Raw genomic sequence first — 17106 nt, 5'->3', positions numbered from 1 at the left:
TCATTCCTTAACAAGGAAGGGAAAAGAAGCCCGTCGCGACCGTTCTGCCGCGACGGGTCGAACACTTCAGAGAGACAGGGCCTGCACGTGTTCGCGATAGCCATCGCGGGTCAGCCGGTAGCGCAGCTGCAGGCGATGGCCGGGCTTCGGGGTAAAGGGAAGTTGCAGCGACGCGCCCGGGTACAGGCTGCGCGAGACGTCATGGGCGGTGCAGGCACCGGTTGCATCGCAATCGGCCACGCTGGTCAGGCCCACGCGCAGCGTTCCGGCGTTGATCAGGCTGTCACCCTGCACGCGCACGTCCACGCGTCCATTGGCCGGAACCACGTTTACCAGCGCGCCCCAGACCAGGCTCATGCCCACCGCGGCGCGGGTGGCCGGGTCGTCCGGCTCGGCATCGTCGGGGCCCCGTACACCTTCGAAGTACACGCGGTAAGCGGTCTCCTTCTCCACCGGCTGCAGTGGGATGACCCGGATCAGGCGATTGGCGCCGCCCGCCAAGGCGAACTTGGCAGGTGTGATCGTGATCGCCGCGTCGGCGGGCTCGATCTCGACTTCCTGCTCGTCAGTGCTGGCCGGATCATCAATGCGACGGATCGAGGCCTGCACGTACTGCGCGGTGGTGGACTGTGAGTACACGCGGATCTGCGTGCCCTTGCGGGCCTCGACCGAGGTACGCATGGGATGCACGGTCAGGTTGGCGTGGGCGGGCACCGCTGCAAGCAGCAACGCGCAAGCGAACAGGCAGGGCAGAACGGGATTCATGGGAAGCTCCATCAACATCAAGGGCGGGAAGTGGGCAGGCGCAGTTCGACCTTCAGATCGCCCTGGTAGGCACCAGAGCGCTTTTCATCGATCGGAACGCGCGGGGTATCGAGGGTGAGTGGCGTGGGTACGCAGAACACTGGCTGGGTCATGCCCGGCAGCATCACCAGGCGCAGGCGCGCGGTATCAATGTTGCGCAGTTGTTCTTCCACGCCGTTGCGCATGGGAATGCGCGCGCCGTTGTGGTCGAGGGTGATGGTGTAGTCCACACGCTGGCCCTCGTCGCCACCGCCGTCGGTGTGCCAGACCGAATAGCCGGTGGGCCCAGGCGGGCGCGTGCCACTGTCGCGCACGGTGACGCCCAGATACTCACTCTGCGAGCCGAGGCCGTCATACAGGCACATGTCCAGGTGCGCACGGCCACCGACCGTTCGGGCAATGGGATCGTAGCTGAGGTTGAGGCCTACGGTGGGTGTGGCTTCCTGGAATTCAGGCAGGTAGATGGAGACCGCGTCGTAGTCGGTGATAGTCAGATCAAACGAGAACTTCTTTTCAGCAATTGAGCCTCCTCCGATCTCAGATCGCAGGTCCATCAGCAATGTGGCGTCCCAAGTTCCAGCGACCAATCTTTCCAACTCGTGGCCAGGCAAGGTCAAGCTGATACCAGTTCCAACAGGCCACTCGGACGCACACATCCAGACTGCGCCAGACCACGGATTCAGCTGTTCGTTTGACCAATAATCAGTACTACAGCGCCTTCCTGGAAACGCACGGTTGAGATATCCGTGCAGACTTAGATCCGTGACGAGTCCTGATCTACGCTCAACAAACCGCAACGAGATTGATCCCGGCCCGAGTCCAACTTCTATCCCATCCGTCGGACATCTCCCAGATTCGGTGCTTACTGAGGAACGGCATGTGGCATGTAGCCCACCAAAGTTGGAGTCTTCGTCAAGGCTGAAGCCGAGCACCGTGCGCGGAGACCACAACACAATGTCCCCCGGCATCGCAGACCGATCCCACGTCATCACGATGTCGCGATGCTCATCCGTCGGGTGCGTTTCCGGCGGCCGTTGCGCCATCGCACGCGGCACCATCACCACCAGCGCGCAGAGCAGCACCAGCCACCACCACAGCCGCCGGCTCATCGCACACCTCCCGCTGCCGCCTGCTGGCTGCTGGCCATCAGCGCCTTTTCCTGCAGCAGCCGCGTCACCCGCGCCTGCTGGCGGATCTCTGCGGGCAGCTGTGCCACGTTCAGCGGTTCGCACTGCACGGCGCCGACCAGCAGCACCACCTGGCGGCGCTCGCGTATCTGCAGCGGGCATTGCAGCAGGCGGTCGTCCTGCAGCAGGTACAGCACCGTCTCGCGGCGCGGGAAGTCGGCCACGAAGCCGCCGTTGCTGCCGGTGCCCGGCACCGGTGCGTTGAGGATGCGGGCACCGCGCAGCGGCGTGCCGGCCAGGTCCTGCGCGTTGCCGATGAAGGTGTAGGTCACCTCAATAGGCACCGGCATGCGCATCAGCTTGCCGGGCGGCAGGAACAGCGGGCGCGCGCCGCCCACGCCGCTTACGCGGATGGAGGCGATGCTGTCCAGCGCGCTGGCGTCCTGCACTTCGGCGCGGTGCGATTGGTAGGCCGGCAGTGGTAGCAGGCGGCGTTCGCCCAGCTGCAGGCGCTGGCGGCGCAGGCCACCCACCTGCAGCTCGGCGGCCACCCCGGTCAGTTCCAGATCGTCGGTGCCATCGACCTGCACGGCCAGGCCCGCATCGGCGCCCAGGCCACCGCCCCAGTACAGCCCGCGCGAGCCCAGCGCGACGCCGGAACTGTGGGTGGCGCTGTAGGCCATCTCGTCGCGGCCGCGCTGCTGGTAACGCGAGACGGTGGCACCGGTGTGGCCGATGCGGTTCTGCACCTGCGCACTCAGCGTGGCGCTGTAGCGGTCGCTGTTGTTGCCGCGCAGTTCGGCCGACAGTTCGCGGAACTGGTCGTCGAGGTCCTGGCGCAGGCTCTGCGCCACGCTGTAGGTCAGGTCGGGGCGCTGGTGCTGCGGCTGGCGCAGATCCAGCCCGTAGCGGCGCTGCGCGTTGCCGCGCTCGCCCTGCTGCAGGCGCGTAAGGGTCAGGGTGAGGAACACGCCGCGGTCGCGGCTGCTGCGCAGGCTGCCGTCGTTGTGCTGCTGCCACACGCCCACGCGGGTGGACGCACTGAAATCGCCCCAGCGCTCGCTGCGGTTATAGCTGGCCTGCCAGGTGCGGCTGAGCTGCGGTTCGCGGCTGGGCTGCGGCGCCCACGGCGGCAGCAGCGGGTCCAGGCCATACAGCGGATCGTCGATATCGCCGGGCACGCCCACGCCCTGCCGCCAGGTCTGGCGCCGGGTATAGGCCAGGTAGGCATTGCCACCGGCCACCGGCAGCGCTACCGAGGCACTGAGCGAATCGACGCAGCCCAACTGGTCGCGCGCATCGTCGCGGAATTCGCATGCCTTGCCGCGCATGCGCTGCTGGTACAGATTCCACGACGCACGGCGGCGGTAGGACAACTGATACTGCTGCCCACTGCTGCCGTCGCTGCCGTGCATCCCGCTGAAGCTGGCGCGGATTTCCTGCGTGGCAAACAGCCGGCGCAGGTCCACGCGCAGTTCGCCATAGCTGAAGCCGCCCAGATCGGCCACGCCGGCGGTGACGGTGGCGCTGCGCCCCAGCGGCACGCGCACGCCGCCCATCGCCGACATCTCGCCGTCGAACTGGTCGCTGCGGCGCTCGCTGCGGCGGCCACCCTGCAGGAACCACTGCACGCTGCTGTCGGCCCAGTCGCCGCCCTTGTCGAAGGGCGCGTCTTCGCTGCGCACCAGCACGCCGTCTTCGTAGATGCGCAGGGTGACGGTGTAGTTGCCGAACGGGAAGCGGCGCGTATCGATCTGGTTGATGCCGGCCTGCAGATAATAGGTCTGCAGCAGGCGCTGGCCATCGAAGGCATCCACGCGTGCATCGCGCGCCAGCAGCACGGTCAGCGGCGTGGCCTGCACCGCCGCTTCGCTGTCCACGTAGGCCTGGGTGGTGCCCACGCGCAGGCCCTGGAAGCGGTCCAGCGGCAGCATGCTGAAACTGAAGGTGCCGCCCTGCGGGCTGGACAGGTTGCGGCGGTCCATGCGCCCGGCCTGCAGGTAGTGCTCCGGGCCGATGTCATGCCGGTAATAGGCGTTGTCCAGCTGGAAGTCGTGCCGGGTGCGCTGGTTGCGGTAGCGCTGGTGGCTGAAGGTCCAGTTGGCCGAGACGTGGCCGCGCTCGAACAGGCCCAGCACCCCGGTGCCCTGTGCGGCCAGCGATTGATGATCGCGACCGCCACTCAGGTTCACCGTCTGCTGGTGCAGGAAGGCATTTTCGGCGTTGGCGCTGACCTGGTGGTGGCGCTGCGCGGCGGGTTCGCCGGGAATCCATTGGCGGGCGACAAACAGGCGCACCGCGCCCTCGCCCTCGTCATACAGTGCGCGCACGGCGGTGGGGTCCTCCGGGGGATCGAGATAGCCGCAACCGGCGGCGGCACCGCCGTAGCGGCAGGCCAGGTGGCTGTTGCGCGGCAGCGGCTGTGACAGCGCTGGCAGCAGTGCGGCCTGCGCTTCGGCGGGCAGCTGCAACGCCTGCAGCGCCTCGGCGGGCGCTTCCAGCTGCACGTGGTCCAGGGTGACGCGCACGGGCATCAGCCCGGTCGAACGGCCAAACAGGCGCACATCCAGCTGCTCGGTCTGGCCTTCAACCAGATCCTCGAAGCCGGCGGGAACGCCGCGCGCGGCGACCATCGGCGCAGCCAGCGAAAGGGCAAGCGCGAACGCCAGCCGGGTAACGGCGGGGGCGGGAACGTTCATGGGGGGCAACCAGAAGCGGCCGGCCCGGTAAGCGGGCCGGCGCGGGGCGGAACTTACGGGCTGGCGGTCTTCTGCTTCATGGCGATGCTGACCATGCCCTGGAAGCTGTCAGCCACGTCGATGGCACCCGGGGTCTTCTGTGCGATCTGCAGCGGCATGGCCACCGAAGCGCCCGGCAGCGCGCCATCGAACAGATCGGCGGCCAGGTAGTCGGTGGCGGCCAGGCCCAGCTCACGGCTGTTGAGGCTGACCGACAGCGGCACCGACGGAGTACCCGGGGCATTACCGATCAGCACCGGCTCGTTGATCAGGCGCACTTCGATGTCCTTGTCGATGTCGTTGGAATAGATGCGCACCTGCTGCGACCACGGAATCAGGCCACGGCCCGGGGCGTGGTCCAGCTTGACGGCATCCGGCAGCGGGCTGCCATCGGCCTGCAACAGGGCCAGGGTCGGATCGACATCGGCCAGGACGGTGATGTGGGTTTCGGCGGCATTCGCCGACAGCGAAGCGGTGACCAGCGCTGCAGCCAGCGCGGCCTTCTTGAAGATCTGCATGGGTGTCTCTCTCGGACAGGGGGAACAGGAAGGCTCCCCTCCGCAATCCAGTGGGAGGGAAGCGCCACCCGCGGGAATGAATGCGGGCGACGGAGAGAATGTTAGGAAGGCAATGGCATGCAGACCATTCAAGCATTCCTAAAATGTCGAACGTTAAGGAGGATCCTTGAGGCCGTTCAATGTTTCGCGATTATGCAATTTTCCTCATCCAGCGATTGCAACTTTCCTCATTGAGCAGGAAAGGTCAGTCCTGGCCTTTCGCACGAGGAACTCGCATCAGCTGGCAGCCACGTACGTCAGCGGATAGGTACTTCCCCGCGGTGCAGGATTCAACGACCTGAGCAGGGAAAGCGCCTGATCTTCCTGCTCGTCCGGGAACAGGTGGGACGCAGGGAACGGATTGTCCAGGCGGAAGTCAGGATGCAGCCGCAGTTTCAACCCGACGTAGCGTGCGCAGTAGTTCCTGGCGAGGTTGCCCGCACCACCCAGCAGTCCGCACGACTGTCGATGCGGGCGAAGCGCGGTCTTGTCCGAAAGCATCGATGACAGGTCCAGGAAGGGATGCTCTCCTTCGACCAGGGGAAACACGAAAATCGTTGGCCAGGTGTGGGAACCGTCGCCATCCCAGCGCTTGGCGGTGTAAGTCAACCTGCCATCATCACCGGCGGTACAATCGTGGGTAGCAAACCAGGCAGCGATCCGCACATCGCGCGTGATGTCCAGGTAGGACGTCGGAGCGCCGTACTGCTGCAGCATCAATCCGCGCTGGTAGGAGGTCAGACCCTCGGCGGCGTTGGCATGGCGCTGCTGCTTGTGGAATGCCGACCTCAGCTGCTCGTCATCCGGCAGCAGGGCCCTGGAGGCCTCCACCCATGCCGATATCTCGCGGAGCAGGCTCTCGTAGCTCGCGAAGGACTCCAGATGAGAGTCAAAGCACCGGAACAGTGAAGGCACCAGGCTCGACTCGCGGATGTTCGAGTAAGGCACCAGCCCCCGTTGGGCCAAAGCGGTCCTGTCAGGCACACGATAATCCTGACCTTGTCCCCGGAACCACAGTTGTACCCCGTTGATGGCCTTTGCGCCCTCCTGCAGGGCGGACACGACCTCGTTCAGATGCGCTTGGCTTCGTACCACGAGCTCTGCCACCGCGCTGCGCTTGATCGCGTCAGGCTCTGCCGGAACGAGGTTGTCGAACAGCAGCCGGCCGGCCAATGCGCCACCGGAAAGCAGATTGTCGGCGCGGTTTTCCCATAGTGCCGCCCGTATCCCGGGAGGCATGGTGGCCAGACGCGAATTCCAGAAATCAAGCGCGAGACAGTGATTGCGGTAGCCGCCGTTCTCGCGGAAGAAAACGAAGCCGTAAAGTGGATCCAGCAGTTGCAACGAGGTGCGGCTGCCCACCCGACGATGCAGCATGCTCGCTTCGGACTCCGGTGCAGCCCTGGCCACCATCGGCAGGGAAACCAGCGACATGCCGGCCTCCTTCAATGGCAGGAGCGGGCCACCGAGTTTCTCCAGTTCGCGTTCCATCCTGGCCGGGGGGACCGGGTGCGCCGGCTCCAGGCCCAGTGCAGATCGTTCATGGGGATTGGACAGACCAAGGTTGGCGATGTCATCCGCGAGCTCTGAGAAGTAATGCGCCCGGCGTGCCTGCTCTGGATGGAGCCCCTTGAAGCGAGGAGACACTGCAGCTTCCGAAGCACGCTGCCGTGCGCGCATGAAGCTCCGCTCCAGAACGTCAATGGTCGCATCATTCATCTGTTGGCACGCCTGTCTGAATCCTGGTGATTGCGGCGCAGCTGCAACGACAACGACGTCTGACAGCCGCCATGATGGGCTGCGTAGTGTGGCACGCGAGATCCGGCGCGATGCACGTGTCGCAGGGTTCACGGCGCACAAAAAAACGCCCCGCAACTGCGGGGCGTTTTCAGCACAACCTACGCGGGCCGATCAGCCCTGGTAGTCGCGCACGTCGCTGCCGGTGTAGACCTGGCGCGGACGGCCGATCTTCATTTCCGGATCGACCTGCTGTTCCAGCCAATGCGAGACCCAGCCGGAGGTACGGCCCAGGGCGAACATGACGGTGAACATCTCGGTCGGGATCTGCAGCGCCTTGTAGATGATGCCGCTGTAGAAATCGACGTTCGGGTACAGCTTGCGGGCGACGAAGTACTCGTCCTGCAGCGCGGCCTGCTCCAGCTTCACGGCCACGTCCAGCAGCGGATCCTGCACGCCCAGCTGCTTGAGCACCTTGCTGGTCATCTCACCGATGACCTTGGCGCGCGGATCGAAGTTCTTGTACACGCGGTGGCCGAAGCCCATCAGGCGGAAGCCGGAGGTCTTGTCCTTGGCCTTGACCACGGCGGACTCGACGTTGTCGGCGCTGCCGATCTCTTCCAGCATCTTCAGCACGGCTTCGTTGGCACCGCCGTGGGCCGGACCCCACAGCGCGGTGACGCCTGCGGCGACCGACGCGTACGGGTTGGCACCGGTCGAACCGACCAGACGCACGGTCGAGGTCGAGGCGTTCTGTTCGTGGTCGGCGTGCAGGATGAACAGCAGGTCCAGCGCCTTCACCACGTCCGGGTTCAGATCGTACTGGCCGTCAGCCGACTCGAAGGTCTGCTTCAGGAAGCGGCTGACGTAGTCCAGCGAGGTGTCCGGCTTGTTGGCCGGCAGGCCCTTGCCATGGCGGTAGATCAGCGCCGACAGGGTCGGCACCTTGGCGATCAGGCGCACGGCGGCCTGGCGGCGCTGTTCGGCGTCGGACAGGTCCAGCGAGTCGTGGTAGATGGCCGACAGCTGCGCGATGGCCGCTGCGAGGATGGCCATCGGGTGGGCATCCTTGGCGAAGCTGGCGATCAGGGCGTTGACCGAATCGTCGACGTTGGCTTCGGCGGTCAGCTCATCGGTGAAGGCCTTCAGCTGCTCGGCGCTCGGGCGCTCGCCGTTGATCAGCAGGTAGGCCACTTCGACGTAGCTCGACTTTTCCGACAGCTGCTCGATCGGGTAGCCGCGGTACAGCAGCACGCCCTTGTCGCCGTCGATGTAGGTGATGGCGGACTTGCAGCTGGCCGTCGCGGTGAAGCCGGAATCGTAGGTGAAATACCCCGTTTCCTTGGTCAGCTTCGCGATGTCGACGCAGTCGTTGCCAAGGGTGGGTTTGATGACGGGCAGAACGACCGACTTATCGCCGGCGTTGAGCGTGACCTGATCAAGATCGGACACTGTGTGCGCTCCTTCATGGGAAGGCGCCTGCCCAAGCGCATTGGTCAGGCACGTGAATGACGTCCACGACCTGTGTCGTGGATCACGCCATTATCGCACAGCAGCATTTGCCCGGCGCTAGACGGAAGTCGTAGACGACAGGCGGCCAGAACCCGGCCGTCGAGCGGCCCGGATCGGCAAAAGCACTGTCACACGGACGCAGTGTTCCGTCCATCCAAACGCCCGTTGGGCAGGCGTTGGGGAAAAACAAACGGCCGCGCAGAGCGCGGCCGTCGGTTCCAAGCGGGATCGACAGATCAGCGCGCGTAGCGCTTCTGGAACTTGTCGATACGGCCCGAGGTGTCGATGACCTTGTGCTTGCCCGTGTAGAACGGGTGCGAAGCCGAGGAAATTTCAACCTTGACCAGCGGGTATTCGTTGCCGTCTTCCCACTGGATGGTTTCCTTCGTCGCCATGGTCGAGCGGGTCAGGATCTTGAAATCGGAGGTGACGTCATGGAAGACGACGTCGCGGTAGTTCGGATGGATATCGGCCTTCATGGGCTCACACCGTAAATGGGCTGGTGGTCAAGAGCGGCATTATAAGCACCGGTTGCCGCCTGGGGCAACCGGTGCCGGCAGATCGACGTCAGTCGGCGCCCAGGGCCTGGCGCACCAGGGCCTCGAAACGCCCCTGGTCGTAGGCCATCAGCAGATCGCAGTTGTCCGGCTGGCCGGTCTGGCGGTTCCAGTCGACGATGGTCGCGCCGCGGCTGAACGTTCCGTTCAGCTCCACGTTCAGCGGCCGCGATTCGACCCGCAGCTGCCCTTCCGGGTTCAGCGCCCAGGCCATGGCCACCGCATCGGCGGTGTACCAGCGGCCGCCCTTGGCGTCTTCGGACAGCGCTCGGGTCTTGCGCGAGATCAGCTCGTAGAAGCGCGCGCGCTCGGAATCGGCCTGCAGCCACTGCTCGGCCAGCTCCAGCGGCAGGCCGTGGGCCACGGTGGCCTCCCAGTCCGACACCAGCAGGTGCTTGAACGAGGTGAACACCACGTGCGCCGCTTCCGGGTCGAAGGCGATGTTGAATTCGGCTGCCGGGGTGATGTTGCCGTGGCAGGTGACCGCCCCGCCCATCACCACGATGCGCTTGATGCGCTGGGGCAGGGTCGGGTCCAGTTTCAGCGCCAGCGCCAGGTTGGTCAGCGGGCCGAGCATCACCAGCATCAGTTCGCCGGCATGTTCATGCGACAGACGCAGGATGGCCAGCGCGGCATGCTCGGCCTCGGCCTGGCGGCTGGGCGGCGGCAGGTCCACGTCACCATAGCCATCACGGCCATGCACGTGGGCGGCGTCGACGGAGGGATGCAACAGCGGATCCGGGCTGCCGGCGAACACCGGCACGTCGGTGCGGCCGACGATGTCGCAGAGCTTGAGGGCGTTGCGGACGGTGTATTCGAGGCCGACATTGCCGGCGGCGATGGTCAGGGCGACCACGTCATGCCGTTCATCGGCAAAGGCCATCAGCAGGGCCAGGGCGTCGTCCACACCGGGGTCGGTGTCGATCAACAGGGGGATCTTGTGGGTCATCGTTGCCGTCTTCAGATCGGCAACGAAGTGTGGACCGGGATGATGACCGTTGCAAGTACGGGGGTTCTGGCAGGGCGGCGCCCTGCACCCTGCACCCGCGGTAGTGCCGGCCGCTGGCCGGCAGCGTCAACAGCAACGGCAGAAGCTGGTTTCCTGGGGGATGGCGGAGTGGATCCGGTTGCGGGGGACGCCGCAAGTACGTCCCTGAAGGCTTGGCCTCGGCATCCATGCCGCGGACACCCCCGCAACCGGACCCACCCCGCCTTCGATAGACCCTGCAGTCTGTCGGAACGGTGGCTGTCGGTAGGTGTCGACCTTGGTCGACACATCCACGCAATGCGCGGATGAACATGGAAATGATCGAAAAGGCCATCTGTAGCGTCGAGCCATGCTCGACTCCCGCGCGCAGCGCGAACGGCAGCCGAGCGTAGGCTCGGCTCTACAGTAGATCCACGCCATGCGTGGATGAACATGGAAATGATCGAAAAGGCATTCTGTAGCGTCGAGCCATGCTCGACTCCCGCGCGCAGCGCGAACGGCAGCCGAGCGTAGGCTCGGCTCTACAGTAGATCCACGCCATGCGTGGATGAACATGGAAATGATCGAAAAGGCCATCTGTAGAGTCGAGCCATGCTCGACTCCCGCGCGCAGCGCGAACGGCAGCCGAGCGTAGGCTCAGCTCTACAGTAGATCCACGCCATGCGTGGATGAACATGGAAATGATCGAAAAGGCATTCTGTAGCGTCGAGCCATGCTCGACTCCCGCACGCAGCGCGAAATAGATCCACGCCATGCGCGGATGAGCATGCCGGGACTGGGGTCAGATCCCTTTGCTGCGCAAAGGGATCTGACCCCGTGCCTTACGCCGAGGCGTAACGCACGGCGGTGCCGATCCAGCGCTGCACCACGCGGTCGGCCAGCGCCGGTTGCTGGTCCAGCAGGCGCTCGGCCAGGTCGTGCACGCCGGGCAGCAGGCCGGCGTCGCGGGCCAGATCGGCGATGCGGAAGCCGGCCAAGCCGGTCTGCCGCGTACCGAGCAGTTCACCGGGGCCGCGCAGCTCCAGATCCTTTTCGGCGATGACGAAGCCATCGTTGGTTTCGCGCATGGTCTGCAGGCGCTCGCGCGCCATCTGCGAGAGCGGCGCCTGGTACAGCAGCACGCAGCGCGACACCGCCGAACCACGGCCAACCCGACCTCGCAGCTGGTGCAGCTGGGCCAGCCCCAGGCGCTCGGCGTTCTCGATCACCATCAGCGAGGCATTGGGCACGTCCACGCCCACTTCGATCACGGTGGTGGCCACCAGCAGATCGATGTCGCCGGCCTTGAACGCGACCATCGTCGCCAGCTTTTCCGCAGCCTTCAGGCGGCCATGCACCAGGCCCACACGCACGCCCGGCAGCAGCGCCTGCAGCGATTCGTAGGTGGCCTGCGCCGGGGTGGCATCCAGCTCTTCGCTTTCCTCGATGAGGGTGCACACCCAGTACACCTGCCGCCCTTCCTGGCAGGCCAGGGCGATGCGCTCGATCAGCTCCGGGCGGCGGTCGTTGTTCAGTGCCACCGTCTGCACCGGCGTGCGACCCGGCGGCAGTTCGTCGATGGCCGACACATCCAGGTCTGCGTATTCGGACATCGCCAGCGTGCGCGGAATCGGCGTGGCGGTCATCACCAGCTGGTGCGGCACGCTGTTGCCACCTGCGCCCTTGTCGCGCAGGGCCAGCCGCTGATGCACGCCAAAGCGGTGCTGCTCATCGACGATGGCCAGGGCCAGGTCCTGGAACACCACCGCCTCCTGCATCAGCGCATGGGTACCGACCACCACCTGCGCTTCACCGCTGGCGACCTGTTCCATCACCTTGGCGCGCGCCTTGCCGGTGACCTTGCCGGCCAGCCACGCGATGCGCACGCCGAGTGGTTCCAGCCAGCCGCGCAGGTTGTTGAGGTGCTGTTCGGCCAGCAGCTCGGTGGGCGCGGCCAACGCGACCTGCTTGCCCTGCTCCACCGCCAGCATCGCCGCCAGCGCGGCGACCACGGTCTTGCCGGAACCAACGTCGCCCTGCACCAGCCGCAGCATCGGGCTGGGACGGGCGAGGTCTTCGCGGATCTGCTTGAACACACGCGCCTGCGCACCGGTCAGCGCGAACGGCAGCTGTTTCAGCAGCGCCTTGGCCAGCTTGCCCGGACCGGCCAGCGGCGGCGCATGGTGCGCCTGCAATGCAATGCGCTGGCGACGCAGGCTGAGGTGATGGGCCAGCAGTTCCTCCATCGCCAGGCGGCGCTGGGCCGGATGCGTGCCGGCGGCCAGCGCGGCCAGATCGGCATCCGGCGGCGGCCGGTGCACGGTCAGCAGCGCGCTGCGCAGCGACGGCAGGCCGAGGCCATCAAGCCAGCCGCTGGGCAACAGTTCCAGTGTGCTTTCCTCGGGCAGGCGGTCCAGCGCCTGGCCGATCAGTTTGCGCATCGTCATCGGGCCCACGCCTTCGACGGTGGGATACACCGGGTCGAGGCGATCGCCGAGTTCGGGATCGTCGTTGCGGCCCAGCACCTGGTAGCTGGGGTGGACGATTTCCAGGCCGAGGTGGCCGGGCTTGGGCGTGCCGAAGCAGCGCAGCCGGTTGCCGACTGCGAACTGGCCAACCTGCTGCTGGCGGAAGTGGAAGAAGCGCAGCACCAGGGTGCCCTGCCCTTCATCTTCCACCGCCACTTTCAGCATCGGCCGGTAGCGCATGCCGCGCTCGACCGCGACCACCCGCCCTTCCACCTGCGCCGGCACGCCGTTGCGCAGGTCTTCGATGCGGGTCAGCCGGGTGCGGTCTTCATAGCGCAGCGGCAGATGAAGCCAGAGATCCTGCAGGGTGGCCAGGCCACGCGCCTGCAGTTTGGCGGCCACGGCCGGGCCCACGCCAGCGAGCATCGCCAGGGATGCTTCGCCGGACGGTGACAGGACCGGGGTGACCGCCGCCTTGCGTGCCACGTGGCGGTCAGTCGATGACCATCACCGCGTCGACCTCGAAGTTGGCGCCCTTCGGCAGGCCCGAGACTTCGATGGTGGAACGGGCCGGGTACGGAGCCTGGAAGTAGTCCTGCATGACCGCATTGACCTTGGCGAACTCGCCCAGATCGGTCAGGTACAGGCCCAGGCGCACGACCTTGTCGAGCGAGCCGCCGGCGGCTTCGGCCACGGCCTTGAGGTTGTCGAAGGCGCGGCGGGCCTGTGCTTCCACGTCACCGGCGCCGACGATGTCGCCGGTGGCGGGGTCGAGCGGGATCTGGCCGGAGAAGTACACGGTGTTGCCGGCGCGCACGGCCTGCGAGTACGGGCCGATGGCGGCGGGAGCCTTTTCGGTGTTGATGATCTGGCGGGACATGGTCGCTCCGGTGCGTTGGGGGAAACAGAGCGGTGATTGTACCGGGTGGGGATGCATCCACGCATGGCGTGGATCTACCGCGCCGCTTCGGTAGTGCCGGCCGCTGGCCGGCAACCTCACAAATGTCGGAAGCACCGCACCGTTGCCGGCCAGCGGCCGGCACTACCGGGTGTGCGCAGGATCTACTGGCGGCGTACCGACTGCACGACCGACAGGCGGCGCAGGCGCCGCATCACTTCGGCCAGGTGGTTGCGGTCGCGCACCTGGATGTTGAACGCCAGCACGGCGGCGTTGAAGTCGCGGTCCAGGTAGTCCACGCGCTCGATGTTGGAATGGCTCTGCGCGATGGCGGCGGCCAGCTGCGCCAGCACGCCGGTGCCGTTCTCCACTTCCACCACCAGCGAGGTGTCGTAGTCGCCGGAGACGGTGGTGTCCCAGCCGATCGGCACCCAGCGCTCGGGCGACTTGCGCAGCTCGGCCAGGTTCGGGCAGTCCATGCGGTGCACCACAATGCCTTTGCCGGCAGTGTGGTAGCCCATGATCTCGTCGCCGGGAATCGGCTGGCAGCAGCCGGCGAAGGTGACCACGCCACGCTCGCTGCCATTGATCAGGATCTTTTCCTGCGAGTGGTGGCGCGAATGCGGGCCACCGCGCAGTTCGGCGTAGGCCATCAGCGCCTGCGCGGCCTGGGTCGGCATCCAGTTGCCCAGCGCGACCTCGGCCAGCAGTGCCTCCAGGCGCGGGAAGCGGTGTTCGGTGAGGAACGCATCCAGGCGCCCCTTGGGCAGCCGCTCCAGCGACGAATCCATCGCTTCCAGCGCACGGTCGAGCATGCGGTGGCCCAGCTGCACGGCGTCCTCGTGCTCCAGCTGCTTGAGCTGGTGGCGGATGGCGGTGCGCGCCTTGCTGGTGACCACGAATTCCAGCCACTGCGGTTTCGGCGTGGCCGAGCGCGCGGTGATGATCTCCACCGACTGGCCCGAGACCAGCTTGGTGCGCAGCGGCACCAGTTTCTTGTCCACGCGCGAGGCCACCGCCATGTTGCCGACGTCGGTATGCACGGCATAGGCGAAATCGAGCGCGGTGGAGTTGCGCGGCAGCGCCAGGATCTTGCCCTTGGGCGTGAACAGGTAGACCTCGTCCGGGAACAGGTCGACCTTGACGTTGTCGAGGAACTCCAGCGAAGAACCGGCGGCGCGCTGCGAGTCGATCAGTTCGACGATCCAGGCATGCGCGCGGCTCTGCGCGCTGTTGGGCGAATCGCCACCGAACTTGTAGGTCCAGTGCGCGGCCACGCCACGCTCGGCGATCAGGTCCATTTCCTCGGTGCGGATCTGCACTTCGATCGGCGAGCCATACGGCCCGAACAGCACGGTGTGCAGCGACTGGTAACCGTTGGCCTTGGGGATGGCGATGAAGTCGCGGAAGCGCCCATCCAGCGGCTTGAAGGTGGCATGCACCGAACCCAGCGCGTGGTAGCAGCTGGGCACGCTGCGCACGACCAGGCGGAAACCGAACACGTCCATCACCTGGTCGAAGGATTTGTTCTCGTCGCGCATCTTGTTGTAGATGCTCCACGGGGTCTTGATGCGGCTGACCAGGCGGTGCTCGATGCCCTCCTTGGCCAGGCGCTGCGACAGCTGCACTTCCACCTGCGCCATCGCCTCGCGGCGCACCACCGGCTGGCTGCGGATGTGCTTTTCGATGATCGCGTGGCGCCACGGGTACAGCGCCTTGAAGCCCAGGTTCTGCAGCTCGCTCTTGACCAGGCTCATGCCCAGGCGCTGGGCGATGGGTGCGTAGATCTCCAGCGTCTCGCGGGCGATGCGGCCGCGTGCCTCGCGGCTCTGCGCGCCCAGCGTGCGCATGTTGTGCAGGCGGTCGGCCAGCTTGATCATGATCACGCGCAGGTCGCGCGACATCGCCAGCAGCATCTTGCGGAAGCTCTCGGCGGCCGCTTCCTGGCGGTCGCGGAACTTCAGCTTGTCCAGCTTGGTGACGCCGTCGACCAGTTCGGCCACGGCTTCGCCGAACTCGGCGGCCAGCGCCTCGCGGGTCAGCGGGGTGTCTTCGATGGTGTCGTGCAGGATCGCGGCGATCAGCGCTTCCACATCCAGGCCCAGCTCGGCCAGCACCTGCGCCACCGCCACCGGATGGGTGATATAGGGCTCGCCCGACTTGCGCGTCTGCCCGGCATGCGCGGCGGCTCCGACTTCCCAGGCGCGGCGCAGCAGCGGCAGCTGCTCCGGCGGCAGGTAGTGGGCGGCGCGTTCAAGCTGGAGGACGTAGTCGGGTACGGCGGCAGCGGGGACTGCGGCGACCTTGGCAGTGGGGCCTGGGTTCATGCCCGAAGCCTATTCCAGCGCGACGTTTACGGCAAATCCTGAATGCGAAACAGCCCGCACGGGGCGGGCTGTTCGGCGATCCAGCAATGACGTTGATCGATGCGATCAATCGTCGTTCTTGGACATGTCTTCGTCGGCGACCACTTCGGCGGCGGCCCACTCCAGCGCTTCGCGCTCGGCGCGCTCACGCTCGGCCTTCTCGACTTCGTCGATCAGCGCGTTGTCGATCTTGCGGGCGGCGATTTCGCGCAGCGCCAGCACGGTCGGCTTGTCCTCGGTCTCGCTGTTGTCCAGCGTGGCCTGCACGCCGTTGGCGAGCTGGCGGGCACGCTTGGAAGCCATCATGACCAGTTCGAAACGGTTGTTAACGACTTCCAGGCAATCTTCTACGGTGATGCGGGCCATACGGGCTCCCGGCGACCGATCGGCCGCTCAGTCGAATGAGGGAAAGGGGACGGAGTGTACTGGCAGGGGCTGGACAAAATCAAGCCAACCCCCACCCGATTCTTTTGGAATCAGTCAGTTGCGCCCGGATCGGGGGTCAGCAGCGCCTGGATCAGGCCGGCGTGGCGGACCTTCTGGGCCTCCCGGCGCAGGCGGCTGGCGGTGAAGATGGCGCACAGCTCGTCCACGGCGGTGTCGAACACCTCGTTGACGATGACGTAGTCGAACTCGTTGAAGTGCAGCATTTCATCGCGGGCCGCGCCCAGGCGCTGGGCGATGACCGCCTCGCTGTCCTGGCCGCGCTTGCGCATGCGGTCCTGCAGCGCCTGCTTGGAGGGCGGCAGGATGAACACGGTGACCGTACCCGGCACCAGCTGACGCACCTGCTGGGCCCCCTGCCAGTCGATCTCCAGCAGCACGTCCTGGCCGGCGGCCAGCTGCGGCTCCACCGACTGCCGGGCGGTGCCCTTCCAGTCGCCATGCACCCAGGCATGCTCGAAGAAGTCGCCGGCGGCGATCATTTCCTCGAACTTCTCCGCCGAGACGAAATGGTAGTGCTGGCCGTTCACTTCACCCGGACGCATCGCGCGCGAGGTGAAGGAGATCGACAGGGCGATCTGCGAATCACGCGCCAGGGTGGCGTTGACGATGCTGCTCTTGCCGGCGCCGGACGGGGCGGCAACGATGTACAGCGTGCCGCGCGCGATGGCGGCCGACGGATTCGACGGGGCGCTCATGCGGGGGATCCAACGGGTTGATTTCGCAAACTTTTTTCCTCGGTGTTCCAGATCCGGCGCGGAGGATCGCGCCAGGATGGCGGGGGCTGCGCGGAACATCCTGGAACCAGGCCCGGCAGACGCTTCCCCGGGGTGCGGGCACGCAACTTTACCAGAGCGGCCCCTTCCCGCGCCCGTCCGGCCGGTGCCGGCCCTAGTGCCACATGGGCATCCGGGGGCCTGTGCTATAACCG

Annotated in this window: 13 protein-coding genes; all 13 read right to left on the bottom strand. The window is 66.2% G+C overall.

Annotated features, from left to right (window positions below):
* Positions 1-66: 66 nt before the first annotated feature.
* The 13 genes from C9412_RS11065 to gmk all read right to left on the bottom strand — a co-directional run bounded on the left by C9412_RS11065 (position 67) and on the right by gmk (position 16873).
* Positions 67-765, bottom strand: coding sequence for a pilus assembly protein (locus C9412_RS11065; RefSeq protein WP_107231662.1), 699 nt, complete (start codon positions 763-765; stop codon positions 67-69).
* 17 nt (positions 766-782) lie between these two features.
* Complete coding sequence (locus C9412_RS21000; protein WP_308811180.1) at positions 783-1772, bottom strand: CfaE/CblD family pilus tip adhesin; 990 nt, start codon at positions 1770-1772, stop codon at positions 783-785.
* A gap of 137 nt (positions 1773-1909) precedes the next feature.
* A complete protein-coding gene (locus C9412_RS11055) occupies positions 1910-4630 on the bottom strand; it encodes a TcfC E-set like domain-containing protein (RefSeq protein WP_107231660.1) in 2721 nt (906 codons plus the stop codon).
* Positions 4631-4683: 53 nt separating this feature from the next.
* On the bottom strand, positions 4684-5187 hold the full coding sequence (locus C9412_RS11050) for a CS1 type fimbrial major subunit (RefSeq protein ID WP_107231659.1): 504 nt from the start codon (positions 5185-5187) through the stop codon (positions 4684-4686).
* 276 nt (positions 5188-5463) lie between these two features.
* Positions 5464-6945 carry an FRG domain-containing protein gene (locus C9412_RS11045; protein ID WP_107231658.1) on the bottom strand — a complete coding sequence of 494 codons (1482 nt, stop codon included), beginning with the start codon at positions 6943-6945 and terminating at the stop codon, positions 5464-5466.
* A 192-nt stretch (positions 6946-7137) separates the two neighbouring features.
* The gene (locus C9412_RS11040; protein WP_107231657.1) at positions 7138-8415 is read right to left on the bottom strand and encodes a citrate synthase; all 1278 of its coding nucleotides are present in this window, start codon (positions 8413-8415) and stop codon (positions 7138-7140) included.
* A gap of 296 nt (positions 8416-8711) precedes the next feature.
* On the bottom strand, positions 8712-8954 hold the full coding sequence (locus C9412_RS11035) for a type B 50S ribosomal protein L31 (RefSeq protein ID WP_005410871.1): 243 nt from the start codon (positions 8952-8954) through the stop codon (positions 8712-8714).
* Between the two features lie 88 nt (positions 8955-9042).
* On the bottom strand, positions 9043-9981 hold the full coding sequence (locus C9412_RS11030; protein ID WP_107231656.1) for a nucleoside hydrolase: 939 nt from the start codon (positions 9979-9981) through the stop codon (positions 9043-9045).
* Positions 9982-10841: 860 nt separating this feature from the next.
* Entirely contained in the window at positions 10842-12953 is a 2112-nt protein-coding gene (gene recG, locus C9412_RS11025) for an ATP-dependent DNA helicase RecG (RefSeq protein WP_099559967.1), read from the bottom strand.
* A 7-nt stretch (positions 12954-12960) separates the two neighbouring features.
* Positions 12961-13347: a RidA family protein gene (locus tag C9412_RS11020; RefSeq protein ID WP_005410875.1), complete on the bottom strand. Its 387-nt coding sequence runs from the start codon at positions 13345-13347 to the stop codon at positions 12961-12963.
* 182 nt (positions 13348-13529) lie between these two features.
* Complete coding sequence (locus C9412_RS11015; protein ID WP_107231655.1) at positions 13530-15692, bottom strand: bifunctional (p)ppGpp synthetase/guanosine-3',5'-bis(diphosphate) 3'-pyrophosphohydrolase; 2163 nt, start codon at positions 15690-15692, stop codon at positions 13530-13532.
* A 105-nt stretch (positions 15693-15797) separates the two neighbouring features.
* Positions 15798-16097 (bottom strand): DNA-directed RNA polymerase subunit omega, encoded by a 300-nt coding sequence (gene rpoZ, locus C9412_RS11010; RefSeq protein ID WP_005410877.1) that lies wholly within the window; start codon positions 16095-16097, stop codon positions 15798-15800.
* Between the two features lie 110 nt (positions 16098-16207).
* The gene (gmk, locus tag C9412_RS11005; RefSeq protein ID WP_107231654.1) at positions 16208-16873 is read right to left on the bottom strand and encodes a guanylate kinase; all 666 of its coding nucleotides are present in this window, start codon (positions 16871-16873) and stop codon (positions 16208-16210) included.
* Between the last annotated feature and the right edge of the window lie 233 nt (positions 16874-17106).

Source organism: Stenotrophomonas sp. Nf1 (assembly GCF_003028475.1).
In the GTDB taxonomy this organism is placed as follows: Bacteria; Pseudomonadota; Gammaproteobacteria; order Xanthomonadales; family Xanthomonadaceae; genus Stenotrophomonas.
Note: the sequence above shows the minus strand (reverse complement) of the source record. Positions and strands in the feature narration are given on the sequence as shown.